This is a genomic window from Alloalcanivorax xenomutans (genome assembly GCF_900217905.1).
GTDB classification, from domain to species: domain Bacteria; phylum Pseudomonadota; class Gammaproteobacteria; order Pseudomonadales; family Alcanivoracaceae; genus Alloalcanivorax; species Alloalcanivorax xenomutans.
Genome location: NZ_OBMO01000003.1, coordinates 120,015 through 131,692, shown reverse-complemented (window position 1 = coordinate 131,692; position 11,678 = coordinate 120,015). Strand labels below are relative to the sequence as shown.

Annotated in this window: 9 protein-coding genes; all 9 read right to left on the bottom strand. The window is 57.2% G+C overall.

Translation table 11 applies throughout. The features are described from left to right. Positions 1–73: 73 nt before the first annotated feature. Positions 74–1,555 carry a type II secretion system ATPase GspE gene (gene gspE, locus CRO06_RS03495; protein ID WP_055100112.1) on the bottom strand — a complete coding sequence of 494 codons (1,482 nt, stop codon included), beginning with the start codon at positions 1,553–1,555 and terminating at the stop codon, positions 74–76. A 50-nt stretch (positions 1,556–1,605) separates the two neighbouring features. Next, a complete protein-coding gene (locus tag CRO06_RS03490) occupies positions 1,606–2,739 on the bottom strand; it encodes a response regulator (RefSeq protein WP_179746439.1) in 1,134 nt (377 codons plus the stop codon). A gap of 1 nt (position 2,740) precedes the next feature. Further along, positions 2,741–3,316 carry a chemotaxis protein CheB gene (locus tag CRO06_RS03485; protein WP_022995919.1) on the bottom strand — a complete coding sequence of 192 codons (576 nt, stop codon included), beginning with the start codon at positions 3,314–3,316 and terminating at the stop codon, positions 2,741–2,743. An 87-nt stretch (positions 3,317–3,403) separates the two neighbouring features. Next, positions 3,404–3,895 (bottom strand): response regulator, encoded by a 492-nt coding sequence (locus CRO06_RS03480; RefSeq protein ID WP_022995918.1) that lies wholly within the window; start codon positions 3,893–3,895, stop codon positions 3,404–3,406. Positions 3,896–3,908: 13 nt separating this feature from the next. Next, on the bottom strand, positions 3,909–4,763 hold the full coding sequence (locus tag CRO06_RS03475; RefSeq protein ID WP_026949325.1) for a CheR family methyltransferase: 855 nt from the start codon (positions 4,761–4,763) through the stop codon (positions 3,909–3,911). Between the two features lie 23 nt (positions 4,764–4,786). Beyond that, positions 4,787–8,455, bottom strand: a complete 3,669-nt coding sequence (locus CRO06_RS03470) for a response regulator (RefSeq protein ID WP_022995916.1) — start codon at positions 8,453–8,455, stop codon at positions 4,787–4,789. Positions 8,456–8,730: 275 nt separating this feature from the next. Further along, a complete protein-coding gene (locus CRO06_RS19910) occupies positions 8,731–9,432 on the bottom strand; it encodes a hypothetical protein (protein ID WP_143247711.1) in 702 nt (233 codons plus the stop codon). Positions 9,433–9,526: 94 nt separating this feature from the next. After that, the gene (locus tag CRO06_RS03465; RefSeq protein ID WP_143247710.1) at positions 9,527–10,579 is read right to left on the bottom strand and encodes a DUF6708 domain-containing protein; all 1,053 of its coding nucleotides are present in this window, start codon (positions 10,577–10,579) and stop codon (positions 9,527–9,529) included. Between the two features lie 45 nt (positions 10,580–10,624). Further along, positions 10,625–11,677, bottom strand: a complete 1,053-nt coding sequence (locus tag CRO06_RS03460) for a DUF6708 domain-containing protein (RefSeq protein ID WP_143247709.1) — start codon at positions 11,675–11,677, stop codon at positions 10,625–10,627. Position 11,678: the final 1 nt, after the last annotated feature.

Here is an 11,678-nt window from a genome sequence, read left to right as displayed (position 1 = left end):
TCCGATTGCTCGAATTCCATACTTCACGACATTTCTCCATGCGCCTTTCCGGCGTCTTATTGAAAGCGGCGAATCAGTCTTCCCGAGTGACTCGCAGCACTTCCTCGATGGTGGTTTCTCCGGCCAGCACCTTGCGCCAGCCGTCATCACGGATACTCGGCGTCAGCGTGCGGGCATGGCGGGCCAGTTTCAGCTCACCGGCACGGTCATGAATCAGCTGACGCATGGGCTCATCAATAATCACCAGCTCATAAATGCCGGTACGCCCGCGGTAGCCTTGATGATTACACTTTTCACAGCCCACCGGACGATACAAAGTGGCTTCCTGGTCCGGGGCCAGCCCCATTAACTGGCGCTCGCTTTCGGTGGGCTCATGGCCTTCCTTGCAGTCATCGCAAAGCACTCTCACCAGCCGTTGCGCCAGGGCTCCAAGCAGGGAACTGGAGAGCAGGAAGGGTTCGATGCCCATGTCCTGCAAACGGGTCACCGCGCCCACCGCGGTGTTGGTGTGCAAGGTGGACAGCACCAGGTGCCCGGTCAGTGACGCCTGTACCGCGATTTCGGCGGTTTCCAGGTCGCGAATCTCCCCCACCATCACCACGTCCGGGTCCTGACGGAGAATCGCCCGCAAACCACGGGCGAAGGTCATGTCCACCTTGGAATTGACCTGGGTTTGGCCGATTCCCTCGAGCTGATATTCGATCGGGTCTTCCACGGTCAGGATATTACGGGTGGATTCGTTCAGTTCGGTCAGGGAAGCGTACAGAGTGGTGGTTTTACCGGAGCCGGTGGGGCCGGTAACCAGAATGATGCCGTGGGGTTTATGGATCAACTCGCGCATGCGCGAATCGCACTCTTTGCCCATGCCCAGATGGGAGACTTGCAGCCGCCCCGCCTGTTTATCCAGCAGACGCAGCACCACCCGTTCACCGTTGCTGGAGGGCATGGTCGATACCCGCACGTCCACATCGCGGCCGCCGAGCCGCAGGGAAATACGGCCGTCCTGGGGAACCCGTTTCTCGGCGATGTCCATACGCGCCATGACCTTGATCCGGGAGACCAGCAGCGGCGCAAGTTCCCGTTTCGGTGTCAGCACTTCGCGCAGCACACCGTCCACGCGCATGCGCACCACCAGGCGACGTTCAAAGGTTTCGATATGGATATCGGAAGCGTTCTCGCGGATCGCTTCCTGAAACAGGGCATTGATCAGGCGAATGATCGGAGCATCGTCTTCCTGCTCCAGCAGATCGGAGGTTTCCGGCAGAGAATCCGCCAGGCTGGCCAGGTCCAGGCCTTCCAGGTTGTCGGCGGCTTCCGCCGCGGCACCACGCTGCTGCTCATAGGTCAGCGCCATGGCGGTATTGAAAGCGCCCTCGTCCAATGTCACCACTGGCGGCAATGCGCCCAGCCAGCGTTGCACCTCGGACAGCGCGGACAGATTCGCGCCACGGCGGCAGCATAACTCCTGGCGCCCTTCTTTCTCCCTCAGCAGCACGCCGAAGCGGCGCGCGAAACCATAGGGTAACAGCAAGGGGCCATCCTGCACTTCTTCCATATCGGCCGATTGCCGTTCTTCGGTGCCTTCCAGGACTGCTTCGCTCATGGTCAATACCTGTTCATTAACGTCTCCACAATCTCCCGATTCGCCTCCGAGAGATCCAGGAACTGGAACCCCCCGTGATATTCCGAAGGACCGGTTCCCTGCTCACTCCACACCACCCGGGCATCGAAGCTCATGGTGTTCACGTCTCCGATTCGATCCGGAAGCACCATGCCCAGTTCCCAGTGCTCGCCAGGCGCCGCATCACGGCGCATGGCCAGCCGGAACCCGCCCAGGCTCAGATTGGTCAGCCTGCCCACATTACCACCGGTGCCACGATCAAACACCACCAATTCCCGAAACATCTGTTTACGGGAATGCTTGCGGCGTTCCGGTCCGCGCATCGGTTCCTCGCCATGGCGCGGCCGCAGCACGAAGACCGTCCCGGTGAACGGATCGTCCTGACGACACACCGGATTGGCATGAACCCGCAGGTATTGAGGCGCTTCCTCGCTGCCGCTTTCCAGGGTCAAATCGCCTTCCCAGGCTTCCCCTTGCGAGCAACGGGCGAATATGGGGCTATCCTGCCAGCTTGCGTTGCTGTCGTCACCTGCAACGATAGGCAGGACTTGCGTGATCGGCCGGCTCAGCAGCGAATCCCGTTCGCGGTCCAGTAATGCACAGGCGGACGCGTTGCAGAAGCTGACCACGCCATCCGCGTCGGTGCCGAGGACTGCATCCCCCAGCGCCTGCAGCAAGCGCTCGTTCTCGTCCTTGAGCCGCTTCATCTGCACCACCGCCTGCCGTAAGCGCCAGCGCTGACGGTCCAGCTCCAGGAAGACATTGACCTTGGCTTCCAGAATCTGTTCATCCACCGGTTTGAACAGGTAGTCCACCGCGCCGTGCTGATAACCCTTGAAGACGTAGCTCTGATCCTTGGAAATGGCGGTGACGAAAATGATCGGAATGTGCCGGGTACGGCGGTTCTGCCGTAACAGCGTGGCCACCTCGAAGCCATCCATGTCCGGCATCTGCACGTCGAGCAGAATCAGGGCAAGATCATACTTGAGCGCCCGCGCCAGGGCTTCATCACCGGACTTCGCCATGATCAGATTACGGTCCTCCCCCTCCAGCACCGCTTCCATGGCGACCAGGTTCTCCTGACGGTCGTCCACAACGAGAATATTCTGTTTTTTCATGTCACAACCCAACCAAATAGTCCGCCAGGTACGGCCCGATCCGTTCCAGATCGAGCACCTCTCGCGCCGCGCCTTTTATTATCGCCGCTTCGGGCATCACCGGCGCCTCGCTGCTTTGCGGTGACTGCACCAGAGTATGGCCGCCGCGCCGACGGATATAATCGAGACCGTCGGAACCGTCGTCGTTGGCGCCGGTCAACAATACGCCGACCAGTGCCGCGCCATAGGCATGACCCGCGGAGAAGAACAGCTCATCAATGGACGGCCGGGAAAAATGCACCGGCCGATAGGTGGAAAGTGCCACGGTGTCGTCCTCATTGACCAGCATGTGGTACCCCGGCGGCGCCACATATACGTGACCGGGCAGAATCTCCTCTTTGTCCTCCGGAGCCCGCACCGGCAAGGCGCTATAGCGGGACAACAACCACGCCAACCGGTTGTCGGCGCTGGCATGCTGATGCTGGACCAGCAGCACCGCGGCCGGAAACCGCGCCGGTAAAGCGGCGAGAATCGTGGAGAAGGCGTTCAATCCCCCCCAGGACGCCCCCATTACCACCGCTTTCACCGCCCTGCGCATGGCGCCCGGCCGGCGCGCCTACTGGCTTGCCGGTGTTGTGTCATTGCCATCCGCTCCCTTTCGCTCCTGCTCCCCGCCCTATCGTCTTCAGGCCGTACCGGAGCCGCCTCCCCGTTCCCGTTGCATACGGGCCTTCTCCGCCTCATAGGCGGCGCGGTGGGCCTGGGCTTCCTTCAGCTTGGCAAGCAGGTCCCGGCGTTGCCGGTCCAGCTCCAGGAAGAAGTTGACTTTGCTTTTCAGAATCAATGGATCCAGAGGTTTGAACAGGTAATCCACGGCGCCGGCCTGATAACCCTTGAACACATACTTTTTCTCTTTGGAGATAGCCGTCACGAAAATAATCGGAATGGTCTGGGTATCCTTGCGCTGACGCATCAGTTCCGCCACTTCGAAACCGTCCATGCCCGGCATCTGCACATCCAGCAGCACCAGCGAAATGTCCTCCCTGAGCATGATTCTCAAGGCGGCCTGACCGGACTCGGCCTTGAGCAACACGCGTCCTTCCTCCTCCAGAATGGCTTCCAGAGACACCAGATTGGCGGGTTGGTCATCGACCAAAAGCAGCTTCTGCTCGATCATCGTTCTTCTCGGTTTAGGCGTTATGTGGGATCTGTCGCTTACGGAAGATGCGCAGTGACTTGTTGATTACATCGAAAGCGTCTTCGTTCCCACTGAAACGCAGGCTTTCCTTGGTCCCCAGGCAAAGGAAACCACCCAGATCCAGGCTGTCGTCGAACAGGCGGATCACCCGTTCCTGTAACGGCCGGTCAAAGTAGATCAGTACATTCCGGCACAAGATCACGTGCATCTCGCCGAACACCTGGTCCGTGGCCAGATCATGATCGGCAAAAACGATATTGCGCTTTAGCCGTTGCTCCATGATCACGCTGTCGTAACGCGCCGTGGCGTACTCCGACAGCGATTTGCGGCCACCGGCCCGGCGGTAGTTCTCGGTATACTGCTTGAAGGCATCGATGGGATAGATCCCTTTCTTAGCCGCCACCAGTACATTCTTGTCAATGTCGGTGGCGTACAACATGGCCCGGTCGTACAGCCCCTCTTCCTCCAGCAGAATGGCCATGGAATAAATTTCCTCACCGGTGGAGCAGCCGGCGTGCCAAATCTTGATGAACGGAAAGGTCTTCAATACCGGGATTACCTCCTCGCGGAAGGCGCGATAAAACTCTGGATCCCGGTACATTTCCGTCACGTTGACGGTCAGATCATTGAGCAGCGTGACGAAAAACTGACGATCCCGCAGCACCCGTTCGGTCATTTGCATCACCGAAGGGAAGCCGGACATGGTCAGGCGATGCATCACCCGGCGGCGCATGGAGGCCCGGCTGTAGGCGCGAAAATCATAGCCATAGAGCTGGTAGATCGCCTCCAGCAGCAAGCGGATCTCGATATCCTCGATTTGAATCTGATCGTCGTCGATCACGTCCATGGACTGCTGCACGAGAGAGCCTCCTAGCGGTGCAGCCAGACCCGCATCAGCGAGGTCAGCTTGCTCATGTCGATGGGTTTGGAGCAGTAGTCATTGGCACCCGCCTCCAGACATTTGGACCGGTCATCCTTCATCGCCTTGGCGGTGAGAGCCAGGATCGGCAGCGTGGCGAACCGAGGCTGCTGCCGGATGTGCCCCATCGCCTGATAGCCGTCCATTTCCGGCATCATGATGTCCATCAGCACGATATCCGTTTGTGGGGATGCTTCCAGGGCTTCAATGGCTTCACGGCCGTTATTGGCGATCTCGATATCGAAGCCCAGTTCCTCCAATTGGGCGGACAGTGCGTAGATGTTGCGCATATCGTCGTCCACCAACAGCAGCCGCTTGCCTTCGAAAATGTCATCGCGGTGCTCGATCAGTTCCGGATTGCCGCGCCGATGGCTGGGCAGAGTGGATTCCAGCCAGTGCAGGAACAGCGAGGCCTCATTAAGCAGCCGCTCGTGGGAACGCTCCGTCTTGAGGATGATGCGGTCCGCGTACTTGCGCAGCTTGGCCTCTTCTTCCCGGGTCAGATCCTTGCCAGTGTAGATCACCACCGGCAGGGCCTCGTTCTCGTCGCCTTCGTGCAGACGCTCCAGCAATTCGAAGCCGGTCATATCCGGCAGGGTCAGATCCAGAATCATGCAGTCATAGACCCGTTCTCCCAATGCCGACAAGGCCTCCTCACCGCTGGTCACCGCGGTAATCTCAACACCCTTCTGGTCGAACAGCTCGCGGATGCTGGCGTGCTGAGCCTCGCTGTCTTCAACCACTAACAAGCGGCGGACATTCTTTTCGATGGCCTGCTCGATGGTGCCGAACGCGGACAGCATCTGCTCCTGGCTGACCGGCTTGGTAAGGAAGTCGATGGCGCCCAAGTCCAGCGCTTTCTTACGCTCATCCTTGCCGGACAGGAAATGTACAGGAATATCCTGGGTACGCGGATCCGCCTTGAGACGTTCCATCACCTCCCAGCCGTCGATACCCGGCAGGCCGATGTCCAGAATGATGGCACTGGGACGATAACGGCTGGCGTATTCCAGACCGCTTTCGCCGTCAACACAGATATGGCTCTCCAGCCCGTAGTCCGCGGCCAAATCCACCAGCACATTGGCGAACTCACGATCGTCCTCCACCACCAGCACGGTCTTCTCACGGACCACATACTCTTCCGCTGACGGCTCCACGGCGAGGGGCGCGGTGGGAGCAGTGTGCGCTTCGGCGTTGGCGCCCACGTCCATGCTCTCCTCCAATGCGGCCTCGGCTCCCAGCGCCTCGCCTTCCGGCAAGTACAGCGTGAACGTCGCGCCCTGCCCCAGACCATCACTGCGCAGGCCGATTTCCCCGCCCAGCAGACGGGCCAGTTCCCTGGAAATGGTCAGCCCCAGTCCGGTGCCGCCATACTTGCGGCTGGTGGTGCCATCGGCCTGCTGGAAGGCTTCGAAGATCAGCTTCTGCTTATCCTCGGCAATACCCACACCGGTATCGGTGACGGCAAAGCACAAGGTGCTGTCGCGTTCCAGGACCCTCCCTGGAATGCGCTCATCCTCGGCCGGCCGGGCAATGGTCAATGTCACGCTGCCCTCGTCAGTGAATTTGAGAGCATTGGAGAGCAAATTCTTGACGATCTGTTCCAGCCGCTGCTTGTCGGTATAAAAATGCAACGGCACGCCCTCCTCAATCACCACATTGAAGCCCACACCCTTGTTTTCAGCCACATGGGTGAAATGACGCTGGAAGTAATCAGAGACGTCCTGAGGCGTGATCTCATCGATGACCACGTCCATCTTGCCTTCCTCGATCTTGGAGATATCGAGGATGTCGTTGATCAGAGACAGCAGATCCGAGCCGGCGGAATGAATCACCTGGGCGTGCTCCACCTGCTTCTCGTCCAGATTGCCTTTCTTGTTCTGCCCCAGGGCGTTGGACAGAATCAGAATCGAGTTCAGCGGTGTACGCAACTCGTGGGACATGGTGGAGAGAAACTCGGACTTGTACTTGGACGACAGCTCCAACTCCTTGACCTTGTCCTCCAGCTCCTCATGGAGTGTCTCCAACTCGGTATTCTTGCGCGACATCTCCCCCTTTTGCTCACTGAGCATGCGCGCCTGGGCTTCCAGTTCCTCATTGGTCACCCGCAGTTCTTCCTGCTGCGCCTGCAGCGACTCCTCCGACGCCCGTAATGCCTGGGTTTGCGACTCCAGCTCCTCGTTGATGGCCTTGAGCTCTTCCTGCTGCTGCTGCAGGCGCGATTCGGACGCCGCCAGCTCGGAAGCCTGGCGTTCCAGATCCTGGTTGGCCCGGGCCATCTCCTCCTTCTGCAGGCTCAATTCCTTGGCCTGCTCCTGGGTACGGGTCAGCATTTCCCCCAAACGCAGCCGGCTCTGCGCGCTATGCAGCGCCACCCCGATCAGTTCCACTCCCTGTTCGAGGAAAGTCAGGTCATCCTCTCCGAAGCGCCGGAACGAGCCGATCTCAAGCACCCCCTTGAGTTCTTCCTCATGGAAGATGGGAATCACCATCAGATTACGGGGCACCGCGTTACCGGTGCCCGAGGACACCAGGATGTAATCCTCGGGAACCTCCTCAAGAATGATCGGCTTGCCTTCGAGCCCGCATTGCCCCACCAGTGACTCACCCAAAGCAAAATCATTGGCCAGATGCTTGCGGCGCTGCATGGCATAGGCCGCCCGCATGTACAGGCGCTCGCGCTCCACATCGAAGGTATAAAAGGCACCGATCTGAGCGTTTAAAGTGGGAATTACATAGCCCAGCAGATTGCTGCCGAGCTTGTCGATGGCCATGTCGCCACGCATCAGATCCCCCAGTTGGGAGAGCCGGGTTTTGATCTGTTCCTGACGCTTTTCGTCCTCGATGCGGTGCTTTATGGTGTCCCGCATCTTGCGGATGGCACGGATCAAGTGACCGGTCTCATCCCGGCTTTCGCTCTGGATGGCGGTGTCCCAGTTGCCATTGGCGATACTGTCCGCGGCACCCACCGCATCCTCCAATGGCCGTGTGATGGAGCGTGTCACCCTCAGAGCGATCCAACCCAGCAGGGTAAAGGCCATCACACCCAGCGCCAGACCGATCATCTGCGTGCTGCGGTTATCCTCACGGCTGCGCAGCAGCGTATCCCGGAAAGCCTCGTAGCGCTTCGCCTGGAACTCGTCCTGCACCTGCTTGAGCTGGCGCTCCAGCAACTCCACCCGATCCAGCCAGGCGTAGCTGTTCACCAGGGTCATGGGGTCTTCGATCAGCGCCTGAGCGAGACCATTCGCTTCATTCAGATAATCGATGAAGGACATGCGGATTCTGTCCACATCGTCCGTCAACGCCGGATCCAGCCGATCGATATCGCCAAGCCGTTCCAGAAACTGGTCCGAGCGCACCCTGGCCTCATCCAGCGGCCGCTCGTCGATCTGGGCGATGGCCGTACTGTAGGCGTCGGCGATCCCCACGAACTCGAGATTGTTGGCGTTCACCAGCTCCAGCACCGGGAAATCATGGTTCTCGATGCGGCTCAAGTGGTCGATATTGGTCGCGGCGATATAATAACTGTACAAAAAGTAAGCGAGAAAAAGCACAATCCCCAAAACCGCCACGGCGAGAATCTTCAGCCGGACGGACAGATTCTGAAACCACCTCATTAACGCGTCCCCATGCGTGCCTACAGGCGCTCTTGTTGTATTCCCCCCCAAAACGGGAATAAGACTAAATTCGTAGGCTAACAGAAAGGACGAAAGGGCCAAACCCTAAGCGGAGCTCGGCTCATGCGAGGGGCAAAAAACGAGATATGGCGCACACTTTTAGCCCGAGGGAGGTGTCAGAAAGGGAGTCGCGGAAGCGTGCGCTGGAAGCCTGGCCAGATGGCTTTCAGGGACTTGTAGACGGAGGCAAGGTTATCCGTCGCAGCAAACCTTCGCTAAGGCTGTTCGGGCCCAATATATTTTTCTTCTTTACTCTCATGAATGTCTGGCTTGGGGAAAAGGGTTGCCGGCTTGCCATTGTCCGGCACCAAATACATAGGTTTGCGGTCTTTCAGCGGCATAGCCAATGCCAGTCCCCTAAGCTCTGGAGAGTTTTGATAGTGCATGCCACTACTGAATGCGTATACATCACGTCTGATAATATCCGCCATTAATTCCGCGATACATGGCATTCCACTGGCAGTATTACCAGCATTACAACAATAAAGCCAAACATTCGCATTTTTACGCATGTTGCCTGGAGTAAGGCCGAATACATTTGACAGATCGACATTCGTTCCGGCCCAAGCGTTCTCCCCGACAAAAATAGCCTGGCTACTTGCGTGGCCAAAAAAGTAAACACCGCTGACAACACGAGCCAAAAGAGGCGGTGTTTCCGGGGCAGCCCCTTCGATGGCCGCTTTGAACTCCTCAAAATTCGTCACCGGAGTTATCAGAGTTTCAGCGTTCTCTTGCTCTTCAAGCTCCCTGGCCTTGGTTTCCGCTGCCCACTGAAAGACTTTTCCGGCATTTTTTCGGATACCAGGCTCACCATACATCAATACATAAAAAGGCCTGACATCAACTTTAACTACCGCCCTTTGCGTATTGGCCGTGACAGAAGTCCTTGATTGTCCTACTTGCACATAGTTTGCCATCGTTTGGTCCCTGTGCTATTCGTCATCCTTCAAATCTGAAGCCAGGCCATCTCTACAGTTAGCAGTCCGGGAAATAGCCTCTACAGAAAACGTCCTAACCGGAAAACAGAAGCGACAGCGGTGAGTATCTAACAAGTACCCACGCAAGCACCGCCAGGCCGGTCAACACACAAATGACCAGCCAAGGCCCTTCCAGGAAGCCAAATTTGGGATTGTTGCTTGCATCCTTCCAGTACGGATCATCCACCTCAATCTTGCATTCCTCTTCGATCTCCTCCGGCCAGACCGGCACCTTGCAGGTCAGCATGGTCATCCAGCGGCCCAAAAAGAATAGCGAAAAAACCATCGAAAACAGCAGCTGAAGCCAGGGGTAGCGCGACGACGGCGCGAAAGCGCGGATCAAACTCCAGTGAAGGCCTTCCCTGCGCCCTTCCACCGGATTGAACAGCATGCTGTACTCCGCATTCTTCTTCACCCCATCCGGTTCTTCCATATACCGGCGGACATATTCCCCCACGCGCATCAAGCGCGGCAGATCATTCTTGCCGGTAAGAAAACCCGGATACGCCAGAGTAAAGGTGTCTTTTACCGTGACGCCGTCCTCATCAAGCACATGGGCGCGGATATCGTAGGTGGTGCCCACCGTCGGTACGGTCCCTTCCCCGATGTGCAGAAACAGCTCATCCCAGGGCGCGCGAATAACGGTTCCGTCGGTGCGGAAGGCGTACACCATCCGGTTCTTTCTGTTCAGACGTATGGGGTAATGGGTGTAGGCAAAGATTTCCATTCTCATGCCTTTCCAGATGGCCCAGGCAGCGCCCCAGCTTATTATAAAAATAAAGGCCAATACTAACCATTCGCCCACCCCTGCATCTCTTTTCAACGACGTTGTCAATAGAAAAAGGGGAGAAATAAAAAAGGTCGCGACAAAACAAAGAAAAAAAAGTTGGACCTGTCCTTTCTGCCAATACCAACGATCTGCTATCTCCATATAGACACTGTTAATTTTGATGAGCAACGCTTCATCGTTGGGAGATTCATCCGTCCAGGGCCGATCCTTTGACAACCGACTCGCTTTCTCTTCCGGCGTGAGAGGGCGGTTCACTTTGTAGGCGTTTCTACCTAGACCGGTATAATCGGAGAGCATTCCAGTCATCCCATGCATCTATCAGATGCGCTTTTTAAAGATCCGCTATCCGGAAAACAGAAGCGACAGCGGTGAGTATTTAACAAGTACCCACGCAAGCACCGCCAAGCCGGTCAACACACAAATGACCAACCAAGGCCCTTCCAGGAAGCCAAATTTGGGGTTGTTGCTTGCATCCTTCCGGTACGGATCATCCACCTCAATCTTGCATTCCTCTTCGATCTCCTCCGGCCAGACCGGCACCTTGCAGGTCAGCATGGTCATCCAGCGGCCCAGGAAGAATAGCGAGAAAACCATCGAAAACAGTAGCTGAAGCCAGGGATACCGCGACGACGGCGCGAAAGCGCGGATCAAGCTCCAGTGAATGCCTTCCCTGCGGCCCTCCACCGGGTTGAACAACATGCTGTACTCCGCATTCTTCTTCGCCCCATCCGGTTCTTCCATATACCGGCGGACATATTCCCCCACGCGCATCAAGCGCGGCAGATCCTTCTTGCCGGTAAGAAAACCCGGATACGCCAGAGTAAAGGTGTCTTTTACCGTGACGCCATCGTCATCAAGCACATGGGCGCGGATATCGTAGGTAGTGCCCACCGTCGGCACTGTCCCTTCCCCGATATGCAGAAACAGGTCATCCCAGGGCGCGCGAATAACGGTTCCGTCGGTGCGGAAGGCGTACACCATTCGGTTCTTTCTGTTCAGGCGTACGGGGTAATGGGTGTAGGCAAAGATTTCCATTCTCATGCCTTTCCAAATAGCCCAGGCCAAGCCTAAGAAAAGAAGAGAAAAGAAGATATCGAAGGCCCACCGACCTAGCCCTCTATCACTTCCTTGAGGAAAGAACAGCAATGCAACTGAAAACCCAACGAGCATAAGAAACGCTGTTAGAGTGAAGACTTGAATCTGCCCTTTTTGCCAATACCAGCGATCCACCATCTCCAAATAGGTGCTGTTGATTTTGATCAGTAATGCTTCATCGTTGGGAGGTTCATCCGTCCAGCGCCGGTCTCTTGACAGCCGACTCGTTTTCTCTTCCTGCTCGAGAGGACGATTCACTTTATAGGCATTTCTGCCCAGACCCGTATAATCAGATAGCATT

What these genes read in the sequence shown, in the direction of transcription:
- gspE (WP_055100112.1), bottom strand. Translation starts at nt 1,555, where the DNA reads ATGGAAGAAGTGCAGGATGGCCCCTTGCTGTTACCCTATGGTTTCGCG.
- CRO06_RS03490 (WP_179746439.1), bottom strand. Translation starts at nt 2,739, where the DNA reads ATGAAAAAACAGAATATTCTCGTTGTGGACGACCGTCAGGAGAACCTG.
- CRO06_RS03485 (WP_022995919.1), bottom strand. Translation starts at nt 3,316, where the DNA reads ATGCGCAGGGCGGTGAAAGCGGTGGTAATGGGGGCGTCCTGGGGGGGA.
- CRO06_RS03480 (WP_022995918.1), bottom strand. Translation starts at nt 3,895, where the DNA reads ATGATCGAGCAGAAGCTGCTTTTGGTCGATGACCAACCCGCCAATCTG.
- CRO06_RS03475 (WP_026949325.1), bottom strand. Translation starts at nt 4,763, where the DNA reads ATGGACGTGATCGACGACGATCAGATTCAAATCGAGGATATCGAGATC.
- CRO06_RS03470 (WP_022995916.1), bottom strand. Translation starts at nt 8,455, where the DNA reads ATGAGGTGGTTTCAGAATCTGTCCGTCCGGCTGAAGATTCTCGCCGTG.
- CRO06_RS19910 (WP_143247711.1), bottom strand. Translation starts at nt 9,432, where the DNA reads ATGGCAAACTATGTGCAAGTAGGACAATCAAGGACTTCTGTCACGGCC.
- CRO06_RS03465 (WP_143247710.1), bottom strand. Translation starts at nt 10,579, where the DNA reads ATGCTCTCCGATTATACCGGTCTAGGTAGAAACGCCTACAAAGTGAAC.
- CRO06_RS03460 (WP_143247709.1), bottom strand. Translation starts at nt 11,677, where the DNA reads ATGCTATCTGATTATACGGGTCTGGGCAGAAATGCCTATAAAGTGAAT.